The organism is Pseudomonas yamanorum (assembly GCF_013386765.1).
GTDB classification, from domain to species: Bacteria; Pseudomonadota; Gammaproteobacteria; order Pseudomonadales; family Pseudomonadaceae; genus Aquipseudomonas; species Aquipseudomonas yamanorum_A.
In genome coordinates this window covers 22309-45176 of the sequence record NZ_JACARE010000045.1, presented here as the reverse complement: position 1 = coordinate 45176, position 22868 = coordinate 22309, and the positions used below count along the sequence as shown (strand labels likewise).

General features: G+C 59.8%; 19 protein-coding genes. 13 read left to right on the top strand and 6 right to left on the bottom strand.

Going from position 1 to position 22868, the window contains the following annotated elements; all coding sequences use genetic code 11:
* Positions 1 to 67: 67 nt before the first annotated feature.
* Positions 68 to 5158, top strand: a complete 5091-nt coding sequence (locus HX875_RS28130) for a DUF6543 domain-containing protein (RefSeq protein ID WP_177047751.1) — start codon at positions 68 to 70, stop codon at positions 5156 to 5158.
* A 58-nt stretch (positions 5159 to 5216) separates the two neighbouring features.
* Here HX875_RS28130 and HX875_RS28125 read toward each other — a convergent pair whose 3' ends face one another.
* Entirely contained in the window at positions 5217 to 5486 is a 270-nt protein-coding gene (locus tag HX875_RS28125; RefSeq protein ID WP_010172920.1) for a PepSY domain-containing protein, read from the bottom strand.
* A 151-nt stretch (positions 5487 to 5637) separates the two neighbouring features.
* Between HX875_RS28125 and HX875_RS28120 the strand changes: the two genes are divergently transcribed.
* From HX875_RS28120 to HX875_RS28090, 7 genes are all read left to right on the top strand, one after another.
* Positions 5638 to 6633 (top strand): FecR family protein, encoded by a 996-nt coding sequence (locus HX875_RS28120; RefSeq protein WP_177047749.1) that lies wholly within the window; start codon positions 5638 to 5640, stop codon positions 6631 to 6633.
* Between the two features lie 320 nt (positions 6634 to 6953).
* Positions 6954 to 7400, top strand: coding sequence for a hypothetical protein (locus tag HX875_RS28115; protein WP_177047747.1), 447 nt, complete (start codon positions 6954 to 6956; stop codon positions 7398 to 7400).
* Between the two features lies 1 nt (position 7401).
* On the top strand, positions 7402 to 7959 hold the full coding sequence (locus tag HX875_RS28110; RefSeq protein ID WP_177047745.1) for an adhesin: 558 nt from the start codon (positions 7402 to 7404) through the stop codon (positions 7957 to 7959).
* A gap of 79 nt (positions 7960 to 8038) precedes the next feature.
* Positions 8039 to 8749 (top strand): hypothetical protein, encoded by a 711-nt coding sequence (locus HX875_RS28105; protein WP_177047836.1) that lies wholly within the window; start codon positions 8039 to 8041, stop codon positions 8747 to 8749.
* A gap of 61 nt (positions 8750 to 8810) precedes the next feature.
* On the top strand, positions 8811 to 9491 hold the full coding sequence (locus HX875_RS28100; RefSeq protein WP_177047744.1) for a C39 family peptidase: 681 nt from the start codon (positions 8811 to 8813) through the stop codon (positions 9489 to 9491).
* Positions 9492 to 9528: 37 nt separating this feature from the next.
* Positions 9529 to 10275 carry a hypothetical protein gene (locus HX875_RS28095; protein ID WP_177047735.1) on the top strand — a complete coding sequence of 249 codons (747 nt, stop codon included), beginning with the start codon at positions 9529 to 9531 and terminating at the stop codon, positions 10273 to 10275.
* Positions 10276 to 10324: 49 nt separating this feature from the next.
* The gene (locus tag HX875_RS28090) at positions 10325 to 11638 is read left to right on the top strand and encodes a hypothetical protein (protein WP_177047733.1); all 1314 of its coding nucleotides are present in this window, start codon (positions 10325 to 10327) and stop codon (positions 11636 to 11638) included.
* A gap of 65 nt (positions 11639 to 11703) precedes the next feature.
* Here HX875_RS28090 and HX875_RS28085 read toward each other — a convergent pair whose 3' ends face one another.
* Positions 11704 to 13032 carry a sigma-54 dependent transcriptional regulator gene (locus HX875_RS28085; protein ID WP_177047731.1) on the bottom strand — a complete coding sequence of 443 codons (1329 nt, stop codon included), beginning with the start codon at positions 13030 to 13032 and terminating at the stop codon, positions 11704 to 11706.
* Positions 13033 to 13372: 340 nt separating this feature from the next.
* Between HX875_RS28085 and HX875_RS28080 the strand changes: the two genes are divergently transcribed.
* On the top strand, positions 13373 to 13633 hold the full coding sequence (locus HX875_RS28080) for a hypothetical protein (protein WP_177047729.1): 261 nt from the start codon (positions 13373 to 13375) through the stop codon (positions 13631 to 13633).
* Between the two features lie 137 nt (positions 13634 to 13770).
* Here the strand turns inward: HX875_RS28080 and HX875_RS28075 are convergent, their stop codons facing one another.
* From HX875_RS28075 to gnd, 3 genes are read right to left on the bottom strand one after another with little or no spacing between them, the layout of a single operon-like run.
* A complete protein-coding gene (locus HX875_RS28075; RefSeq protein WP_177047727.1) occupies positions 13771 to 14595 on the bottom strand; it encodes an HAD family hydrolase in 825 nt (274 codons plus the stop codon).
* Complete coding sequence (gene zwf, locus HX875_RS28070; RefSeq protein ID WP_177047725.1) at positions 14592 to 16115, bottom strand: glucose-6-phosphate dehydrogenase; 1524 nt, start codon at positions 16113 to 16115, stop codon at positions 14592 to 14594. Before zwf ends, HX875_RS28075 begins: the two co-directional genes overlap by 4 nt.
* Positions 16112 to 17119 (bottom strand): phosphogluconate dehydrogenase (NAD(+)-dependent, decarboxylating), encoded by a 1008-nt coding sequence (gene gnd, locus HX875_RS28065; RefSeq protein ID WP_294734059.1) that lies wholly within the window; start codon positions 17117 to 17119, stop codon positions 16112 to 16114. The genes zwf and gnd overlap by 4 nt, the downstream gene beginning before the upstream one ends.
* A gap of 244 nt (positions 17120 to 17363) precedes the next feature.
* Here gnd and HX875_RS28060 point away from each other — a divergent pair, with 244 nt between their 5' ends.
* The 4 genes from HX875_RS28060 (at position 17364) to HX875_RS28045 (ending at position 22194) form a co-directional block, all read left to right on the top strand.
* Positions 17364 to 17540, top strand: a complete 177-nt coding sequence (locus HX875_RS28060; RefSeq protein ID WP_256348195.1) for a DUF6026 family protein — start codon at positions 17364 to 17366, stop codon at positions 17538 to 17540.
* Between the two features lie 153 nt (positions 17541 to 17693).
* Positions 17694 to 19433: a phosphoethanolamine transferase CptA gene (locus HX875_RS28055; RefSeq protein ID WP_177047719.1), complete on the top strand. Its 1740-nt coding sequence runs from the start codon at positions 17694 to 17696 to the stop codon at positions 19431 to 19433.
* Between the two features lie 155 nt (positions 19434 to 19588).
* Positions 19589 to 21826, top strand: coding sequence for a TonB-dependent siderophore receptor (locus HX875_RS28050; RefSeq protein ID WP_177047717.1), 2238 nt, complete (start codon positions 19589 to 19591; stop codon positions 21824 to 21826).
* A 152-nt stretch (positions 21827 to 21978) separates the two neighbouring features.
* Complete coding sequence (locus tag HX875_RS28045) at positions 21979 to 22194, top strand: hypothetical protein (RefSeq protein ID WP_177047715.1); 216 nt, start codon at positions 21979 to 21981, stop codon at positions 22192 to 22194.
* Between the two features lie 99 nt (positions 22195 to 22293).
* On the opposite strand, the gene HX875_RS28040 is transcribed toward HX875_RS28045, so the two are convergent.
* Positions 22294 to 22785: a GNAT family N-acetyltransferase gene (locus HX875_RS28040; RefSeq protein ID WP_177047713.1), complete on the bottom strand. Its 492-nt coding sequence runs from the start codon at positions 22783 to 22785 to the stop codon at positions 22294 to 22296.
* Positions 22786 to 22868 lie beyond the last annotated feature (83 nt).

Genomic DNA, 22868 nt, shown 5'->3' with positions numbered 1-22868 from the left:
ATCTAGCGCCCTGGGGCGATTGCGGGTGGGTAGGGTCAACACCTCAATTTGCCCAAGGACCCGGAGCATGAGCCAGACTCCCCTACCCTATTTTTTCCCTGAAGCGCTGCGTGATGGCTGGAACGTTTCGGATCGTGAACGGCAGCTGGGCCTCGACCGCAAGGACCATGAATTTCTCGGCAAGGTGTTTTTCGCCACCGACACTGCGCGCCGCCAGCAATCGCCGCCAATGATTGCCCAGCGCATCTGGCTCGATAAACACCGCCCCGACGCGGTCGAGCTGGCGGGCAGCTTTATCTTGAGCTCGACCACTGCTTACCCCCACGCGTTCCTCTACACGCCCTACGGCGGCCTGGAAAAGTTCGATAACCGCACGCAAATATTGGCCGCATTGAGCGAGCGTATGAAAGTCCCGGATCAAGCGGCGCAGCTGCTGTGTTTCCTGCCCCTGCAAACACAGGACGCGCAGGTACCAGACAGCACGCGAGTACTGACCGCCGAAGCCATACTTGAGGGGGTTTTTGAAGAGCAGGAAGCGACCCTCAGCGGTTATCAGGACAAAAATCGCCAGGCGATGCTGACTGAGTTGAAACAGCTACCGGTGCTGAATAGCTTGCTGTCGCAACTGCTGGCCATGGTCTGTCGCCCGCTGTTCCCCGAACTTGACCCCAGCGCCGCGCGTGTCAGCTTTTTCGCCCGCCAACCACTGCAGAACCGCACACCTCACTGGCTTGACTCCCTGCAGATCACGGATGCCGTACTGTTGTTTTACCGCGAGCAAGCGTGGCCGCCCGGGCAAACCCGGGAGTTTCTCCATCCCAGGCGCACACCCGATCCCAAGGATGCGCAACGCTGGGAAACCGCGATCCGCCAGGCCGCCGGGCAACTGACACCGTTCCTGCAAAGCGCGCTGGAGACGTTCTGGAACAGCGAGCTATCACCGGGTCTTTCCCGTCGGGCCTTTTTCGCCCGCGCGATGGCGGCAAATGCACGGCTGGACCTGCTGCTCAAACGCCAAAACTCGATCATCAGTGCCGCGCAAAACCAGGCGCTGGCCGCGCTGTACCAAACCGAAAACGTCGCCGATACGCTGCGCTTCGAAAAGGTGCAGATCTGGGAGCACCCGTCCAACACCGTCTCACTGGCCAGCACCTTGATGATCGGTAACACCCAGACATTTTTCTACACCCCGGGCCTGGGCCTGCAAGTACTTGGAAACTACGATGACTTGATGAACGCCCTCAAGTCGATGGCCAAGGCGCCGGGTTATGACGAAGGCCTCTACAACCTGATGTCCCTGCAAGAGCGGGCGCTGTTTGCCGGCTTCCAGGCGCCGCAGTTTTCCGGCGTGCGCCTGCAAGGCAACCTGTTTGAGCAGTTGTTCGAAGAGATCGTCGTCAAGCAACAGCAGAACCTCGGCTATGCCCTGGACCTGTACCGGCGCACGCGAGCCGCCATAGAGCCCTCGGCCCTGGTGGATTATGCGCTGGACGTGCGCTACATGATTGACAGCCAACTGCCGGGCCTGGATACCGCGGGCCGTTGGACCGCGCACTCGGTGCTCGCCGACCCCACACGTCCGGTATCGCTCACCGCAGAGCGCGCCACGCTGCTGCAAAAGCAGATGGACAGCATCGAGGAGTCACTGGCCGTGCAGGTCCGCGCCCAACCGACCCTGGCGGGCAGCATCCGTCAGGTACTGGCAGCGCAGTTCAACCTTCACCTGCTGAGCGACCTGGACGCCGATGCGATCTACATCAACCGATACGCCGGTACCGCAGGTGCAACACAAGCGGCACCGCCCCTGGAAAGTCAAAGCCTGTCCAGTTACCTCGTCGGGCGCTTGACCCGAGGCCTCGGACCAATCCCCCAAACCTCCGACTACGGTTTGTATCACCCAGCGAAAAAGAGCCTGGCGAAAAAAACCACCCGCCTGGACATTACGCGGGCCAACACCATGCTGGACGCGGCGCTGGTTCAATTGCGCAACCACGACATTGCGAGCCTGCCCCGTGTGTATCTGGAAAACCTCAAGGCCCCCATGGCCCATGCCATGTCGGTGGCCATCCAGGGAGAAGCCCGGTTGCGGCGTCTCAACAACAGCCTGGACGCCCGTGACCAGGCACTGGTCAACACGGTGTTTGATCATCAATACCCGGATCGGCGCCGGCGCCAGGGGCTGGATGGTTTCGTTCCGGACGCCTATGCCCTGACCGTCGAGCCGTCGGGCCAAGCGCAACGGGTGCCACTGGCCCATTGCCTGATACTCACCGAACGCGGTGGCCTGGACCCGTCCCATTCCGGCAGGGCGCTGATGTGGACACCGGCACGTAGCCTGGAACGTTTCGCCAACATCGCCCAATTGCGCGCCGAGCTTGAACGCCGGCTCGCCGATCCCGAGCGGCGCGGCTCGCTCCTGGACAACCTCGATCCACGCCAACGCAAGCCGCATCTGCACTACGCCCTGGGCAGCTTCATGCTGATCAACGGCGATGTGGCGCAACATCGCCAGCAGTCCTGGATAGACCACTGCATCGCACAGCGCGTCCACTGCCTGACGCTCAATTTACCCGGTAGCGCACTGTTAAACCGTTTCGCAGCGCTGGACAAGGCCTTGCCCGTCACCGGCCTGCGACACACCGCACAGATCGCCCAAACCCTGATGGCGCAACAGTCCTTGCCCGCCTGGCTGGGCATGGCGCCGGTCATGGAGCAGCAACGCCATATGGAAATCCTTGAGCAATACCGCCATAACCTCAACGATGACACCGATTACCTGCACGACTTTTCATCACTGTCCCAGTATGTCCACGACAAGCTCAGTACCTTGTTGATGGACTACACCGTGTCCCCGACAAACGTCTACATCAAGCCCCGTCTAGTCCTCGCCGGGCAACGGCAGAACCTGGTGGATTACGCCCTCAATCACATCACGCAGCAAGCCGCCACCTTCGACGTCGATTCCACCGTCACCGGCCTGACGCCCGTAGTCATACGCCAGCTATTGGCACGCCTGACACTCAAGCAGGACAAACAGGCCTATCTGGCCGAGAAACTCACCCCGGGCAAACCCGGTGCCGCGGCTCGCGAGCAACGGTTTATCCGGCAGTTGCCCTGGCAATTATTGCAACATGCCCACGCGCTGATGCTGCAAGAGCGCCTGTCACCCGCAGGTTTGAGCCTGATTCAGCAGATCGTCGACATGCCCGACGCCATCGCCCGCGCCGCCGTCGAAGGCGCCACCGCGATCATCCGCCCGCTGGAGTTGATCGCCACGGTGGGCGCCCGCGCTATCAAGGCCCTCGGGGTCTACGTGATCAGCGCGACCGAAAAACAGCCACTGGTGCTGTACACGCCGTATTGCCCGCAGTTGACGTTCCAGGAGTTTGAAAACCCGGCCAGCCTGCTGCATCGCCTCAACCTCCCCGGCCAGTTGCAGGACTGGGTCATCGGCCTGCTGCCCACCACCGAACAGGCCACCTACAAAAACCTCTGGGCCAGTACGGCAGGCAGCGTTTCCGAAATCTCCGTGGCTACCACGCCGATCCAGGGCCATGCGCTCAAACACCTGTACCGGGACAACATCGCCCTGATGTCGCACATGCTTGAACAGCAGAACCAGCCTGACGGCCAGTCCGGCTGGGACACCATCAAGGCACTGTTTACCGGCGGCCTGCAGCAGGCACTCGAGTTGTTGCCCGGCAAGCTGATGCTGCCGATAGTGGTCTGGCAAAGCTACCGCCTGTTCAAGGCTTCCGCCGAAGCCTTGCAGCAACACCAATGGCGCCTGGCACTGCAGACGTTTATCGATGGCGTCGGACAAATGGCCACGTTGCGCGATCTGATGCACACGCCGGCGGTTACAAACAACGCTGAACCACCCTCAGAGATGACGAAAAAAAGCCGCACATGGCAGGAGATCGACCTGACTGCCCAGGCACGCACCCGGCTGCAAGCCTACGAGGCCCACGAGCCAAGCCTGGAATCACCGAGTGCCACCACCGGAGTTTTCACCACAAAAACCAACCGTCATTACCTTCCCTATGAGGGCAAGGTGTATCACGCCGAAAAGAGCGGCAGCGACTGGCGGCTGTTCAATGCGCAGTCCAAAGGGCCTCACATGCGCCTGGACACCGAGCGCAAATGGCACCTGGATACGCGCCCGCTGATACGCCGGCACGGCCCCGGATTCAGCCGAATGCTCGAACGGCGGGCCGTCAGGAACGTGGCACGTGATGTGATGAACATCGAAGCGCGGGGCATGGCCGCGATTCGGCGCCTTTCGCCACGCAGAGCCCAGGCGATAGTCGATGCGTTGGACCTGGCGACGTTTTACCTGCACAACTGCCAGCAGAATCTCCAGTTGCTGGCCCCCCAATACCCGCGGGTCACCCGCATCCATCGCTTCGTCAACCGCTTCTTTGGCATCCCGGCAGACACCGACACCGGGCCGGGGGAATTTCCTCAGGCGCTGGTTAAAAAGCTCCAGGCCACCGTCGATGCCATCCTCGAAGAGGTGCTGGACCCGTCGCTCTACTCACTCAATTCCAAACGGTTCATTGCCGGCGCGCATATCGCAGAGCCCGAACGGCACTGGGCCTTTACCATCGACGATGACCCGGATCGCTGCATCTACCTCTCCGAGAATTTCTTCAATACGCCCCTGTCACTCTTCGAGAGCCAGTTGACCGGCTACTTCGACAGGGAAGTGCACGCGCGCGCCACCACGCTGATCCACGAGTTGACCCACATTGTCTGCAACACCGTCGACGCGGCGTACCTCAATACGGTCGTGCCTTTTTCCGACCTCATGGAAGTCCAGACCCAGGACGGGCGCGAGCTTCGCGACTGGATACAAGACATACAGGAAAATGCCTACTCGGTGAGCACGCCCTTCAGGCAGCTGTTCAAATCAATGGATGCTACGGGTGCGTTTGGGGATGACTTGGGAACCGATCCCGAGGACGATTACATCAAGGAGCAGATTCTGCAGACCACCGGTGGCGTGGACTTGAGCAATGCGAGAGGAATTTTCAAAACCAACCTGACCCGGCGCTTCGATACCCAGATGGACAACGCCGACTCATTGACCCTGCTGATTACCACCCTGGGACGTCAACTGGACCCGATACCGGCCATAGGGCATCAAACGCCGTGAAGAGCATGCCTGCGCAGGCCCGGCCGGGTCTGCGCAGGGTCAATCAAATCAACGCCTATCAGTCTTTCTGGTCGCGCAACACGTTACCTGAAGCGCCGTCGATGCGGAACTCATAGACGATGCCATCGGACTTGCGCCCTTCCCCTTCCCAGTAGCCATCGTTGTCGGCTTCGATCTTGTAGATCTCGATATAACCGGCCTTGGTCTTGGCCGTCTCGATGGCTTTTTCGATGGTGATCCATCCCGCGCCCGGCTTGTCGGCCAAGGCGGCCCCGGCGCTGAGCAAGGCTGATGTTGCAACGAGGGCGGCTAAGGTTTTCTTAAGCATTTTCGTACTCCATTGAGGGAAAGAATGTGACCTGTCCTGATTTTTAGGGCCTTGCAGACGAGAATTAGTTCCAATTGATGTTCATTCGCCATGATGGCTGTTCTCCCACTCCTGCTGTGGAGGTTAGAATGTGGGAAATCAGGATGAGTTAATGACAGATAAGTCCCTTTCAGAAGCCGAATACGACGCCATCACCGATGCCGCTGCGCACTGGTGCATGCGCATGCATGCGGGTGATTGCACGACGGCCGAGCGCCAGGCTTTCGAGCAGTGGCACGATGCGCATCCACTGCACGCCTTCGAATACGCCGCCATGCTGGAAATCTGGGACGTGGCCGATCACCTGCCACGCAGCGCTCCGGCACCTGTCGTGGCGCCATTCAAACCTCGTCGCCGTTTAAACCACTACGCAGTGGCAGCGGCGGTCTGCCTGGTGGCGTTGCCACTGGCAGCCTTCACCGGCTGGGAAGCCGGTTGGCTGCCCAGTTCGTACAAGCATTACGAAGCCGAAAATACCCTGCGCCAGGTCACCCTCGACGATGGCAGCCAGGTGGAACTGAACCTGGGCACCGAGCTGGTCTACAGCAATTACAAGGACCAGCGCCGGGTCATCCTGAAAAAGGGCGAAGCATTTTTCAAGGTCAGCCATGACGCGCAACACCCGTTTGTAGTGCGCGCCGGCGACGGGCAGGTTCGGGTGACCGGTACCCAGTTCAACGTCTGGAAATATGAAGACCATGTGCGGGTGATGCTGTTGGAAGGCTCGGTAATGGTCACCAGTGACGATATCCACAGCGGGCTGCGCATGTCTCCCGGCATGCAGGCCAGCTATACCCATGGCGACGCCAGTCCTCAACTGCAACCCATTGCCCCCGGCGACACGGCCCTGGCCTGGCGTGACGGCAAGTTGATCCTCGACAACCTGGCCCTGGCCGATGCGCTGCCGCTGATCAATCGCTACCTGAGCAAACCGGTGATGCTCGCCGACGCCGGCACTGGTGCTATTCGCATCGGTGGCATTTACAACATCAACGAAGTGACCAACCTCGTGCCCTCCCTGCCCAAGGTCCTGCCGGTCTACCTGACCCAGAACCAGGACGGCAACCCCGTACTCAACTCCATTCCGCGTAAAACTCCGAAGGGCTAAGCCTGGAGGGAAGGCCTGCGCCCTTCTTCAAGGGTGCCCGCTGCCTGGAACCGTCCACTTTTGAAACACTTGCACCGGCTGAGTTGACAGCCGGCTGCGGACTGCCGGGTTTGTGGCGCGCAGTGTTTCATCCCTGAGACACCTGCCGGGCGGGCTGGGTGCGGGCCTGCTGTCTCACTTCTGGAACACATCCCGCCGGCATTTCTTATCTCGCATTCATAACGCTTTGAATCTCTTCACAAAATCAAAAGCGGCACAGCTCCTGCTCTCTTCCTGACAACGCTGTTTAGGGTCAGCGCCAAAGAATAAGGAATGCCGTCGTGAAGACACTTAATCCAGGCTCATTGAGCCTACTGCTGATCAGCTGTGTACTGAGTACCAGCGTGAGCCTTCCAGTGCTCGCGGCAGGCGACGGCGTGATCGTGATCCAACGCACTGTTCAGGGCCACATGGCCGGCCGCTCCGCCGGCGTCGACCCCAATCCCGTCACCGTCAATGCCAACGCGGCGCCACAGATTCTGCGGGCCACCAGCGAGCTGAGCGATAACGACTACGCCAACATCAGCAGCGGTTCCAGCATCACTCGCGCCATCCTGCCTGGCGGCAACCTTCCCGGCTTGACCAACAACGGCGGTGGCGTGGGCCTCGGTGGCGGCCCAGCGGCCGGCCATGGTGGCGGCTCCAGCCTCTCCGGCCAGATCAACGGCTCGATCTCCCGCGGCATGGCCCCCCTGAACAACATCGGCAGCCTGATGGGAGGCCAATGAGATGAAATATTCCTGGTTATTCCTCGCGATCCTGAGCAGTACATCGGCCATGGCCGACAACAGCGCAGTGATCGACAACTCCGGCAAACAATACAACGGCATCGTCTCGATCAACCAAGCGGCCGGGGATCAACAACAGCAAACCAACAACCGGGTGATTTCAACGGGCGGCAATGCCCAGTCTGGGGTCTCGATCACTCAGACCATCGGCGGCGCACCTGCCGACCGCTCGCAGAACGCCAAGGTGACGATCCAGGGCAACTCTTTCAGCAATGGCAGCGGTGTACTGGGCATCAACCAGTCGGCCGGGGCCAATAACCAGATGATCAATGCCGTGCGGATCAGCGTGAATGCTGGCCCGCAGAGCATCGACGACGGCGTCATGTCGCAACAGAACGTGGCGCTGTCACCAAACTCAGGGTTCACCTCTACCACTGGCAGCCGCCAGGTCGTCACAAGCGACCAGGCCTTCACCGGCAGCCGTGGAGTGGTACAGGTGAATCAGAGTGCCGGGGTGGGGAACCGCATGGCTAACGCCCTGAATGTGAACATCCAATGACTCATTGGAGCTTGAAGCTGGACCGTACCAACACTTAACCAACTAATTAGAAGCAAGGAGATACACCATGAAACCTACAATGGCTCTTAAACCACTGGTTTTCGCTCTGACTGCTCTCATGGCTGTTGCTGCAAACGCTGGCGGCCATGGCGGTGGCGGTCATCCTCAACCTGCCCCTGAAGCGACAGTTGCAGCGGTGTCTGATGCTCAGTCGAGCCACGGCAACGGCGTGCTCAACCTCGGCACTCAAAACAACGCTTCGGCCAACAACTCGTTGAATGGCAGCAGCGGCAACGCCCAGGCCAACATCGCCTCGGGTGACGGCAACCAACAAGACAACCAGACCGCCATTGCCGCCGGCGATGCGGACGCTGTGTTTGCCCTGGGCACCATTACCCAGGACAACCGCAACAACATCTCCGTACAAGTGGCTACCCACAACAACGCGTCGCTCAACAACTCGGGTAACGGCAGCTCCGGTAACCTGGGTGTGAACGCTACCGCCGGCAACTTCAACCAACAGAAAAACCAACTGGCGATTGCCAGTGCCAGCGGCGCTGCTGCAGCGGCTTCCAGCAACACCACCCAAACCAGCGTAGACAATGCCTACCTGAACACCGTGGCTGTGCAATCCGGTCACCACAGCACCACTTATCTGCCTGTCGTGAACAACGCCAGCGCAAATAACTCCCTTAATGGTTCGTCCGGCAACCTGGGCGCAAACATTTCGGCTGGCGTGGGCAATCAGCAAGGCAACACCACTGTGATCTCCTCTGGCGTGCGCTTCTGATCCAACGGGGCCTTGGCAACAAGGCCCCTTTTTATTCCAGTGTCCTCCAGGCCATTCGATCATGCGGATCATCGCCCTCACCTTCCTGTTATTGCTCACCGGCCCGACCTGGGCGGGGCAAATGGCGATTGCTGCCATGCCCGGCGGTGGCGTGATCTACAAAAAGGTCGAGAGCATCCGTGAACGCAAGTTCGCCAACCTGGTGGAACAGAAAACCGATTTCAGCTGCGGTGCAGCCTCCCTGGCCACCATCCTGCGCCAGGCCTACTGGATGGATGTGGATGAAGACCACGTCATCAAGGGCATGCTGGTCAACGCCGATCAAGACCTGGTGCGTACCCAGGGCTTTTCCATGCTGGACATGAAGCGGTACCTGGAAAGCATCGGCATGCGCGCACGGGGCTACCGGATCAATGCAGACACGCTGCTCACGGTGAAAATCCCGGTGGTGGTACTGCTGGAGATCCGCGGCTACAAGCACTTCGTGGTGATGCAGCGCGCCGACAAGGACTGGGTCTACATTGGCGACCCGGTACTGGGCCACAAGCGCTATGCCAAGGACGACTTCGTCAAAGGCTGGAATGGCATCGTCTTCGCCGTATTGGGCGAGGGCTACGACAAGACCAACACCCTGCTCGACCCGCCCACTCCGTTGACCGCGAAAGACCGGCTCAATGAGTTCAGTCCGGTCCGGGACAGTGAATTGATGGACTTCGGTTTTATCCAGAGCGACTTCTTCTAGAAGCGCAATAAGGGGCAGGACGCTCCAGGAGCAAACGATGAACACTTACCGTTGGCTGACGGTCATGTGCCTGGCAGCCTCAATGCCCGCTTACGCGTCATCGGTGTTCAAACCGATTGAAATAAAGGATTCGGAACTGGCTGACCTGCGCGGTCGCTACGTGATGCCGGGCCGGATCATCAGTTTCGGGATTGTGATGAGCAGCACCTGGACCAACGCCGTGGGCGACAGCATCACCGGCTCGGCCAGCATGCACATCAATTCGTCGACCATCACCCCGCAGTTTTATGTGACCACCACCAGCACCACCGGCAACGGTTCAACGCCCAACACCGGCACCGGCACGGTCGTCGGCGGCTCAGGGCTGGGCACCGGCCAGGGCGTCACCCAAAGCGTACGCGCAGCGGGCGATGGCAATACCGCGAACAACAACGTCGACATCAACGTCAGCCAGAACGGCCTGTCTCCCGCCAATATCGTGCAATCCGGGCAGGCGCTGGTCGCCGGCCAAACCATTACCGGCAACAGCGGTGCTGGCCAGGTCAGCGTTTCGGCGAAGAATGGCGGGCTGCAAATGGCGATCCTGGCGGCCAACAATCAAGGCAACGTGGTCCAGCAAATTGGCGGCGGCAACGTACTGCAAGGCACGGTTTTGCAGGGTAACAGCAACTTTGTCAGCAACATGACCCAACTCAATGTAGTGCTGGGCAACAACGGTTTGAACAATTTGGGGCAGAACCTCAACTTGAATCAGCTCAGGGCCCTACGCACTAACGGTTATTGAACTACGCTGTGCCTCGACACTTGTGCAATAGAAAGGGACGGCTTATTTCATGCATCGATCGCTATCGCTACGGGCTGTAATTTGTTTAAGCACGCTCCTGCCCGCATCCATGTTGTATGCCGCGCCGGACACCGACATCGACACATTGAAAAAGGAATTGCTGGAACTCAAGCAACGCTACGAAGTGCAGCAAAAAGCACTGGCGGTGCTGGAACAACGGGTGCGTCAGGTGGAAGAACAGCCGGCCGCCCCGCCACCGAAACGCCTGGCCAAATCCCCGGCAGACTTCCAGAAAGGCGGCACCACCGTGGCTGGCAACACGCCTGGAGTGGGCGCAGCTGCAGCCTCCGGCGGCGCTGCCGGTGGTGCGTCGTACGGGCAATCCCTCAAGGACGACTCGGCCCCGGCACAAAGCGTGAGCAACCTGTACAACGAGGCCAGTGGCTTCTTTGGCAATGGCAAGTTCAGCTTCGAAACCGGCGTCACCTATTCCCGCTACGATGCCCGCCAGTTGACCCTCAACGGCTTTTTGGCGCTGGACTCGATCTTCCTTGGCAATATCAACCTGGACCGGATCAAGTCGGACAGCTGGACCCTCGACCTCACTGGCCGCTACAACCTCGATAACCGCTGGCAGTTCGACGTGAACGTGCCGGTGGTGTATCGCGAGTCGACTTATCAGTCCGGTGGTGCCAACGGCGGCGGTGGCACGGAGACTTCGGAACAATCGGTCACCCGCGACCCGACTATCGGGGACATCAACTTCGGGATTGCCTACAAGTTCCTCGACGAGAGCGTCAACCTGCCGGATGCGGTCGTGTCGGTGCGCGTCAAGGCGCCTACCGGCGAAGACCCGTTTGGCATCAAGCTGATCCAGTCGCCGAGCAACACCAATCTCTACGTGCCGGAAAACCTGCCCACCGGCAATGGCGTGTGGTCGATCACACCAGGCATCTCGCTGGTCAAGACGTTCGACCCGGCGGTGCTGTTTGGGTCGCTGTCGTATACCCATAACCTCGAAGACTCGTTCAGCGACATAAGCTCCAACCCTGCCCAGAAGATCCCCGGCAAGGTACGACTGGGCGACAGCTTCCAGATCGGCGCCGGCGTTGCATTTGCGTTGAACGAGAAGATGAGTATGTCGTTCTCGGTGTCCGACCTGGTGCAACGCAAGAGCAAGCTCAAGCAGGATGGCGGCGACTGGCAATCGGTGGTTTCCAGCGACGCCAACGCGGGTTACTTCAACGTGGGCATGACGATTGCGGCAACCGACAACCTGACCATCGTGCCGAACCTGGCCATCGGGATCACGCCGGATGCGCCTTCGTTCAGCTTCAGCCTGAAGTTCCCGTATTATTTTTAAGGCATGACAACGGGAAAAGCCCCGCAACGATAAGGGTCGTTGCGGGGCTTTTCGGTTTACCCGCCCTAGCGGATCTGGTGTTTGTGCAGCAACCGGTAGAACGTCGGCCGGGAAACCCCCAGCACACGGGCCGCGACACTCAGGTTGTCGCTGTGCCGGTTGAGCACATCGCACAGCGCCTGACGTTCGGCGCGGTGTTTGTAATCTTCCAGTGTAGCCATCGGCAGCGCGATTGCCTGTTGGCTTTGCAAACCCAGATCAACGGCTTCGATCTGCCGCCCTTCCGCCAGCACCAGGCCCCGGCGCACGCGGTTGGCCAATTCACGTACGTTGCCCGGCCAGCCGTGCTCGCCCATGGCCACCAACGCATCTTCGCTGAAGCTGCGGGGGCGGCGCCCGGTTTCCTGGCTGTAGAAGTGCGAAAAATGGTTGGCCAGCATCGCCACATCACCATGGCGCTCGCGCAACGGCGCAGTCACCACTTGCAGGACGTTGAGCCGGTAATACAGGTCTTCCCGAAAAGTGCCCTTTTCAACCGCGGCTTCCAGGTCGACGTGGGTGGCCGCCAGTACCCGCACATCCACCGGAATCGGTTGGCTGCCCCCGACCCGCTCAATCTGTTTTTCCTGGAGAAAGCGCAACAGGTTGGCTTGCAGTTCCATGGGCAAGTCACCGATCTCATCGAGAAACAAGGTGCCGCCATGGGCCGCCTCGATCCGTCCGATCTTGCGCTGGTGGGCACCGGTAAAGGCGCCCTTCTCATGGCCAAACAGTTCCGACTGGATCAGATGCTCAGGGATCGCCCCGCAATTGATCGCCACAAAGGGCTTGGCGTGGCGTTGGGACTGGCGGTGCAAGGTGCGGGCGACCAGCTCCTTGCCGGTGCCGCTGTCGCCACGAATCAACACCGGGGACTCGGTGGGCGCCAGTTTGGCCAGCAGTTTGCGCAGTTCCCGGATGGGGCGGCTGTCGCCCAACAGTTCGTGTTCGGGCTGGCCGGCAGGCGCGTTGTTGCCTTTGCCCCGCAGACGCGCCATACCAAAGGCGCGGCCCAGGGTGACCTGCACCCGCGACACATCAAACGGCAAGGTATGGAAATCGAAGAACCATTCGCAGACAAAATCGCCGACGTTCTGCAGGCGCAGCACTTCCTGGTTAAGCACGGCGATCCACTCGGTGCCGCTGCGGCTGATCAGTTCCTTGACCGCTTCGGGTCGCTCCAGGTGAAACGGCTGCAGGCGCAACAATCCCACGTCACAGGAGCGCTCACCCACCGCCTCCAGGGCACAGCTGTCTACGTCCCACCCCGCCGTGCGCAAACCCGGCAATAGCCGGTGGCAGTCATCACAAGGATCAACCACAAGCAGGCGACGCTGGGCAGGTGTAACAATCATGACTATTCCTTGGCGTCAAAATCGTTAAAGTTATTTAAAAACAGCTATTTGGAAAGTCTGCTGGTAACCCTAGCAAGATCTTGACGCAGCCTTTGTACCGATTCGCTATAAGTCACAGGTAAACCGCGCTTTTCGGTCACGACCCTGCGGTCAATTGCCGCGGCGTAACTTTCAAGAAGCTTTCAAAATAGCCCTTACATGACTTTAATCAGGGAAAGTTAAAAAATCTTCTTCTAACATGTGACCCGTACCCGGTGATCGTGCATCAGTACAAGTAACCAGTCGTCAGGCACGCCCAACCAACGACTTCACTTGAATGGGCACTTAGAGAGAAGACCCCATGAACGCCCCGCTCCGCATCAACGAAGCTCTTTTGATCGCAGACCGTGCCTTCCAGCCCTTTCAATGTGTGGCCTGGCACGACGGCAACGGCGCCCTGAGCCTGAGCGTCATCGACCGCACCAATACTCGTATCGGACGCAAACAGCTGTCTTCGAGCACTTATTCGGACCCGGCACAGCTAGAGAACTTGCTGTTGCAGGCCCGCGCCGAACTCGACAAAGATGGCTATCAGTTGCAATCCTGGGCGATGCCCAAGTAACTGAAACTGGCGCTCGGCGGCTCTGGAAAGTACGCCGCCAGACCGCACAGTATATTGACTGCTATTAACACGAGTGAGTAGCCAGCCATGCAAGTTGCAACTTTGCATAGCTGGCTACTTATTACGCTGCTTGCCAATTAATAGGCCGAGAGAATAAACCGCTCAATGGCTTCCGCCGCGCCATCATCGACATTACTGCCGGTAACGACGCTGGCCTGACGCTTGACCACCTCGTCAGCCTGCCCCATGGCAATCGACAACCCGGCCACGTGAAACATCGCCGGATCGTTGCCGCCATCACCGATAGCTGCCGTCTGTTCCAGTGGCACACCGAGGTGCGCCGCAAGGGTTCTCAAGGCTTCGCCCTTGTTGGCCTTCATGGCGGTCACATCCAGGAACACCGGCTGTGAACGCGACACCTGGGCCAATCCCTCGACCCTGGGCTGCAACTGCGCCTCAAGCTCGATCAGCAGTTGGGTATTGGTACTGGCGGCAACAATCTTGTCGACCCGATCCAGATACGGCTCGAAGCTCTCCACCACGATGGCCCCATAGCCCAGGCCGTGCTCCTCGCGAACCGCCATCGGCCCGCCAGGATCGCGGCGCAGCCAATCGCCGTCGGCGAACAGCCAGACTTCCACGTCGGGCTGCGGCGTAAACAAGGCCAATGCCACCAGCGCGGCTTCCGCCGGCAAGTGATGCGCCACCAGGATACTGCCGTCGGGATTGACCAGCGTGCCGCCATTAAAGCCGGCAATGGGCACATCAATGCCCAGTGCTTCGACCTGCTGACGCATGGCCTTGGGCGGGCGCCCGCTGGCCAGGCTGAAAAACACCCCGGCCGCGCGCAAGGCGCGAACCGTCTCGATGGTGCGTTGACTGAGGCTGTGATCCGGATGCAGCAACGTGCCATCCATATCACTCAGGACAAACCGGATGGGTTGACTCGGCAAGTCACTCATCCGAGGCTGTGCCACGTTCGGCCATCGCGGGCCAGCAGCGCGTCAGCCGCCGCCGGGCCGTCTTCACCCGCCTTGTACGCCTGGATACCGTCGTCCTGCTTCCACGCATCGAGGAACGGCTGCACCGCACGCCAGCCGTTTTCGATGTTGTCGGCGCGCTGGAACAAGGTCTGGTCGCCGGTCATGCAGTCGTAGATCAGGGTTTCGTAACCCGTCGACGGCTGCATCTCGAAGAAGTCCTTGTAGGCAAACCCCAGCTCCACATTGGCCATGTCCAGGGTCGGCCCGGGCTTTTTCGCCAGCAGGTCGAACCACATGCCTTCATTGGGCTGGATCTGGATCTTCAGGTACGTGGGCTTGAGCTCATCGACCTCGGTATCGCGGAACTGCGCGTAAGGCGCCGGCTTGAAGCAGATGATGATCTCGGTGTCGCGGATGCTCATGCGCTTGCCGGTGCGCAGGTAGAACGGCACGCCCACCCAGCGCCAGTTGTCGATCAGCACCTTGAGGGCGACGAAGGTTTCGGTGCTGCTGTCGGGCGCAACGTTGGCCTCTTCGCGGTAGCCCGGCAATTGCTTGCCGTTGACTTCACCGGCGGTGTACTGGCCGCGAACCGAGTTGGCCCGTGCGTCTTCCAGCGACCAGGGCCGTATGGCCCCGATCACCTTGGCCTTTTCGCCCCGTACCGCATCTGCGCCAAAGGCGGCCGGCGGTTCCATGGCGATCATCGCCAGCAACTGGAACAGGTGGTTGGGGACCATGTCCCGCAAAGTGCCGGTGTGCTCGAAGAAACTGCCACGGGTTTCCACGCCAACGGTTTCGGCAGCGGTGATCTGCACGTGGTCGATGTAGTGGTTGTTCCAGAACGCCTCGAACAGCACGTTGGAAAAACGGCTGATGAGGATGTTCTGGACGGTTTCCTTGCCCAGGTAATGGTCGATGCGATAGATCTGCTTCTCGCTCATCACCTTGAGCAGGCAGGCGTTCAGCGCTTCGGCGGTGGCGAGGTCGGAGCCGAACGGCTTCTCGATCACCACCCGGCGGAACGCCTCCGGGGTTTCTTCCAGCAAGCCGGCAGCGCCAAGGCGCTGCACCACTTCGGCGAAGAAGCGCGGCGCGGTCGCGAGGTAGAACACCGCGTTGCCGGTGCCGCTGTCGGCAATCTTCTTGCCGATATCGGCGTAGGTGCCGTCGTCGAGGAAGTCTCCCTCGACGTAGCTGATGCCTTTGGCCAACTGGTCCCACAACACAGGATCCAGGGCGTTTTCGGCATTGCCCTTGACCTTGCTGGCGGCCTCAGTGCGAATGAAGTCCTCGAGCTTCTTGGCGAAGTCGGCGTCGCTGATGGCGTTGTGATCAACCCCCACGATGCGCAAGCCATCGCCCAGCAGCCCGTCGCGACTGAGGTTGTACAGCGCCGGCATCAGCAGGCGCTTGACCAAATCACCATGGGCACCAAACAGAAACAGTGTGGTGGGCGGAGCGGGTTCGGCCTTTGGTTTCTTGCCGTTGGCGGTCATTTTTTGGGTGTCTCCACATGGCCGCCAAAGCCGAAGCGCATGGCAGAAAGCATTTTGTCACCGTAGGTGCTCTGCTGACGCGAGCGGAAGCGCGCGAACAACGAGTTCGACAGCACCGGTACCGGCACCGATTGCTCCATGGCGGCTTCGATGGTCCAGCGGCCTTCGCCACTGTCGGCGACAGAACCGGAATAACCGTCGAGCTTCGGATCGGTGGCCAGTGCATCGGCGGTCAGGTCCAGCAGCCAGGACGAGACCACGCTGCCACGGCGCCACACCTCGGCGATGTCGGCAACATTCAGGTCGAAACGCTGATCTTCCGGCAGGTTTTCCGAGTTCTTGGTTTTGAGGATGTCGAAACCTTCAGCGAAGGCCTGCATCATTCCGTACTCGATACCGTTGTGGATCATCTTCACGAAGTGCCCGGAACCGGCTGGGCCCGCGTGGATATAACCACGCTCGGCACGGCTGTCCGCTGTGGCAGAACGGTCCTTGGTGCGCGGGATGTTCCCCAGGCCCGGGGCCAGGCTTTCGAAGATCGGATCCAGGAGCTTAACCGTCTCGACGTCGCCGCCGATCATCATGCAGTAGCCGCGTTCCAGGCCCCAGACGCCGCCCGAGGTGCCGACGTCGACATAATGCAGGCCTTTTTCCGACAGGGCCTTGGCCCGGCGGATGTCATCCTTATAGAAGGTGTTGCCGCCGTCGATGATCACGTCACCGTCTTCCAGCAGTTGGCTCAATTCTTCAATGGTGTTCTCGGTCGGGTCGCCTGCCGGCAGCATCACCCAGATTGCCCGGGGCTTTTGCAGCCCGGCCACCAGGCCAGCCAGGTCGGCAACGCCCGTGGCGCCCTCGCCTGCCAAACCTTTCACGAATGCTTCATTGCGGTCGTAAACCACGGTGGTATGCCCATTGAGCATCAGGCGCCGCGCAATGTTGCCACCCATGCGGCCTAGTCCAATAATCCCCAGTTGCATGTGCTGATGCTCCTTACTACGAATAAATGTGTGTCACAGTTTATAGCGCAATGAGGCTAATGAGGGTTAGTCCAGAGCGGATTGGCATAGTTTCATGACAAAAAGTGGCCATCCTTTAGCCTTCAGTGCGATAAAAGTCACAACGACCATCAAAAATAAAAAAGTTCCCTTCGTTAAAAAAAGAATTCAGAATTGCCCCGACTGCTGCCGAGAGCCTTGAATCGAGCGCTCTGGCACCGCGATACACCGGCTATTTGCGAGGTAAGCAATGAGCACTGCACACATGACCCGTCCGCCACAGACCCTCTACGTCACCATTCGCCGTGATGAATTGCGCCAGTTGAAAGACGAACGCGATCAACTGCAGCAGGAAGTCATGCGTCTGCGTTCACACTTGCAGGGCCAGCTCAACCAGCCGTCCGGCAACCAGCCCGCCCTTTGCTGAACGTGAGCTGAACGAACCGTTCAGGAATAACTCACGAAGTTTTCACATCCCCCTCCCGATACTCCCGCCCATTAAGGCCGCGCCACGTGCGCAGGCCTTCTGCTGCGTGCTTGCTCGCGCGGCGACTGAAAAATCATTGGGTTGGAGCGCTGGATGTCGATGTTCAAACGCAGCACCACGTCTGCGAAAGGTTTTGATTGGGCCGGCCTCGGCTGGATGTTCCTGTTCTTCTGGTATTTCTCGGGCATTACCCAACTGCTGATCCAGCTGACCGGCACCTCCGGCTTCAGCGGTTTCCGCCAGGCATTCTTCATGAGCGCCCTGTGGCTGGCACCGATGCTGTTGTTCCCGCGTCGCGCGCGCCTGCTGGCGGGATTGATTGGCGTGGTGCTGTGGGCCTGCTCCATGGCCGCCCTGGGTTATTTCTTCATCTACCAGCAGGAATTCTCCCAAAGCGTCATCTTCATCATGTTCGAGTCGAACATCTCTGAAGCGGGCGAGTACGCCACCCAATACTTTGCCTGGTGGATCGTGCTGGCGTTCATTGCCCACACTGCCATGGCCATTTTCCTGTGGACCCGTGTGCGTCCGGTGTACCTGCCCCGTGGCCAGGCAATACTGGCGGCCACGGCGATCGTGATTGCCATCGTCGGTTACCCGCTGGTCAAACAGATCGCCAAGAGCGAAACCATGGAACTGGCCATCGACCGCTTCGAAACCCGCATCGAACCGGCCGTGCCATGGCAGATGATCGTCGCCTACCGGCGCTACACCGAACAACTGGACAACATGCAAGGCATGCTGACCAGCGCCAGCAAGATCCCGCCCCTGACCAACCTCAAGGACAGCATGGCCGGCCAGCCCTCGACACTGGTGCTGGTGATCGGCGAGTCCACCAACCGCCAGCGCATGAGCCTGTACGGCTACCCGCGCAACACCACGCCGGAACTGGACAAGCTGCGCGACCAACTGGCGGTGTTCGACAACGTCATCACCCCGCGCCCCTACACCATCGAAGCGCTGCAACAGGTGCTGACCTTCGCCGACGAAGAAAACCCGGACCTGTACCTGAAAACCCCGTCCATCGTCAGCGTGATGAAGCAGGCCGGCTACAAGACCTTCTGGATCACCAACCAGCAGACCATGACCAAGCGCAACACCATGCTCACGACCTTTTCCGAACAGGCCGACGAGCAGGTGTACCTGAACAACAACCGCAACCAGAACGCGCGCCAGTACGACGGCGACGTGCTGGAGCCGTTTGCCAAGGCGATGTCTGACACCGCCGAGCGCAAATTCATCGTGGTGCACCTGCTGGGTACCCACATGAGCTACCAGTACCGGTACCCGCCGACCTTCGACAAGTTCACCGATCGCCAGGGCGTGCCGGCCGGGATCAGCGACGCACAATTGCCGACCTACAACAGCTACGACAACGCCGTGCTGTACAACGATTTCGTGGTGTCGAGCCTGATCAAGGATTACGCCAAGACCGACCCGAACGGCTTCCTGCTGTACCTCTCGGACCACGGTGAAGACGTGTTCGACTCGGCCGGCCACAGCACCCTGGGCCGCAACGAAGGCAAGCCGACGGCGCCGATGTACACCATTCCATTCATGGCCTATGCCTCGCCCAAGTGGCGCGAAAGCCATGACTGGAGCTTTGCCGGTGACTTGCAACGGCCCTACAGCAGCTCGCAGCTGATCCATACCTGGGCCGACATGGCGGGCTTGAGCTTCGATGAACTGGATCACAGCAAGAGCCTGGTCAGTGACAGCTTCAAGCCACGACCGTTGCTGATTGGCGATCCGTATGCACGCCAGCAAAAGCCGCTGATTGATTTCAGCCTGATCAAGCCAAAGACCGACGCCGCCAACGTGGTCCTCAAGTAGCTTGAACAGCCCGGGTTTCATCCGCGCAATGTGGTGAAACCCGACCTGGCTGCGGCAACAAGATAATAATTATTCTCGTTTAGCGCTAAAGTTCCCCGCCTCCTTTCGTCTTTGAGCCAATGGCATTTTTCATAGACGACAAGGAGTTCGCCGCGATGTTCGCGCCTATTACCCGTTCCATGACCTTGACCCTGGGCCTCTTCAGCGTGGTGCTGAGCCCGGACCTGCTGGCCGAAAACGACCCCGACCAGGAATCCAAAGCGCTGGAGTTGGGCAGCACCAGCATCACCGCCGAAGGCCTTGGCGCCAACACCGAACATACCGGTGCCTACACCACAGGCTCAATGAGCACCGCCACCAAGTTGAACCTGTCCATCAAGGAAACCCCGCAGTCGGTCTCGGTGATCACCCGCCAACAGATGGACGACTTCAACCTCAACACCCTCACCGAAGTGATGCGCCAGACCACCGGCGTGGTGGTGCAGCACCTGGACTCCGACCGTGTCGGCTACTCCTCCCGCGGCTACGGCATCACTAATTTCCAGATTGACGGCATGCTCAACACCTTCGGCCGCATGAAGTCCGATGCCGACACCATCATCTACGACCGGGTCGAGGTGGTACGCGGCGCCACCGGCCTGACCACCGGCGCCGGCGACCCCTCGGCCACTGTCAACATGGTGCGCAAACGCCCGACCGCACAGTGGCAGGCCAAGACGGGCGTCAGTGGCGCCTCCCATGACAATTACTACAGCTACCTGGACGTTGGCGGCCCCCTGGCCTTCGATGGGCGCCTGCGGGGCCGTACGGTGCTCGCCTACCGGGACAGCCAGTCCTATCGCGACAACTACGCGCTGCAGCGGGAAGTCGGCTACGGCATCCTCGAGGGCGACCTCACCGACGACACCGTGCTGGCGGTGGGCTTCGATTACCAGAACAAGCATGTGCAGGGCACGGCCTGGGGCACCTTGCCCTACTGGAACAGCGACGGCAGCAAAGCCAAGCTGCCCCGCTCCGCCAACATCGCGGCCACCTGGAGTTCATGGCCACTGAAAGACGAAACCACCTTCGCCACCCTCGACCACCGTCTGGCCGGTGACTGGCACCTGAAGGCCGCGTACACCCACCGCGAAAGCGACACCGACGGCAAGGTCTACTACGGCGGCTCGGGCTTTCCCAATGCCGACCGCAGCGGCATGACCGCCTGGACCAGCCACATGCTCGGCACCTCGAAAATGGACGTGGTGGACTTGAACCTGGCCGGTTCCTACTCGCTGCTGGGGCGTGAGCACGAATTGATGGTGGGCTACGGCGAATCCGAGCAGCACGATTCTTCGCCACACCTGCGCGACGGCCCGGTGCCCAAGGACTACACCAGCATCGACGACTGGAAACACATGGGCGCAATCGGCAAATTCCCCGACTCCAATACCGGCCTCAAGGGCGAACAAGGCAGCACCCGCCAGAAGGCCGGCTACCTGGCCACCCGCCTGAGCCTGACCGATCGCCTGCATGCCGTACTGGGCAGCCGTTACGGCAGTTGGGAGATTGAAAGCACCACGTACAACTACGACAAGGACACCGACCAGTACCTCGGCGCGTCAAAATCCAGCCAGACCCACAACGACATGTGGACACCCTACGCGGGCCTGCTCTACGACTTGACGCCGGAGTACACCGTCTACGCCAGCTACACGGATATCTTCAACCCGCAAAGCGAGCGCGACGCCAGCAAGAAGTACCTGGAGCCGGTGGTGGGCAGCAACTATGAAGTGGGCCTCAAGGGCAGCCTGCTGGAGGAACGTGTGAACGTGGCAGCCGCGTACTTCTGGAGCAAGCAGGACAACGTCGCGGAACTGGACAGCTCGGCCCAACCGGACGAGGAGACGGGTGAGCAGTTTTACAAATCCGGCGGCAAAGGCAACAAAGTGCAGGGCTTCGAGGTGGAAGTTTCCGGGGAGGTGCGACCTGACTGGAACCTGACCGCCGGCTACACCTACACCCACTCCCTGAACGGCGACAAGCAGCGCAATAACACCAACCTGCCGCTGAACCTGCTCCGCGTGTCCACGGCCTACCGCCTGCCCGGCGAGTGGCATGCGCTGACCGTGGGCGGCGCGGTGAACTGGCAGAGTGACTTCTACGACTTTGCCTATCGCCCGGTGGGCCGGGACACCAGTGGAACGCTGATCAGGGAACGTACACGGATCACTCAGCAGGCCTACACGGTGGTCAACCTGATGTCCCGCTACCAGTTCGACGACCACTTGTCGGCGTCACTTAATATCAACAACCTATTTGATAAAAAATATTACGAACGCGTCGGGTTTTATAATGGCGTGTATTGGGGAGACCCACGTTCCATCAGCCTTGCACTGGATTGGAAGCTCTGAGTTCATTGTCGAAACAGATTGGAAGTTAACGAAATCGTTAACTTCCGGTCAGCCCGAGGTTAACCCTTACTTAATACTATTGGCTCACAGTCTCCCCATCCCGCCGCTGACCACAACGCGCGGAACCCAACACACTTAAATGAGACACTGCCATGAAAATTTCGACTGTTATCCTTGCCGGCCTGATGACCATGACCTCCGTAGCTGCCTTCGCAGAAGGCGGTTCAGAGCGCTCGAAGGAGTTCTACAACAACTTCACGTTCGTTCAGGAACAAACCCACGGCGCGGCGCAGCAAACCGCGCTGGCTGACGGCAAGACTGCCAAGCCCGCAGCAGCCGATCAAACTACCAGTACACCCAACAGCTGATTTACCCGTAATACCCTGTGCTATTCCGCTCTGATAGCTAAGGTCAACTTGGCGCCACTTGCTGGCGCCTTTTTTTGCCTTTGATTAACTAAACATTAATTAAAGCGGCTTACTCCAAAACAACATCCGGCCATGCTCCGGATCAAATACCGCGTCGTCAAAACCAAACTTGCGATAGGCCGACTGTGCCACCGCATTGCCTTCGAGCACCTCAAGGGTGATTTTGCAGCAGCCACGCTGACGAGCGATTTCCTCGACCTTTTGCAGCATCTTCTGGCTCAGGCCCAAGCCACGGAATTTATCCATCACCACCACGTCGTGCACGTTCACCAGCGGGCGGCAGGCAAAGGTGGAAAACCCTTCGAAGCAGTTCACCAGGCCGGCGGGCGTCCCGCCAACAAACGCCAGCACACTGAACGCATGGGCACGCTTGGCCAACTCGGCCGGCAGTTGCTCCAGGCGATCGGCCGGCAGGCTGTGGCCGCCGCCCATTGGGTCTTCGGCGTAATGGTTGAGCACCAGGCCAATGGCCTCGGCATGAACCGGATTGGTGTAGCTGGCTTGCAGCACCAGGATGTCTGCGGTGTCCATTTCCTTCCTCATTAACGGTGCAACAGGGACTCGGTCCCCATAAAAGGGATCGATTGTAAGCGGGGAGCGGGCATTAGCTGAAG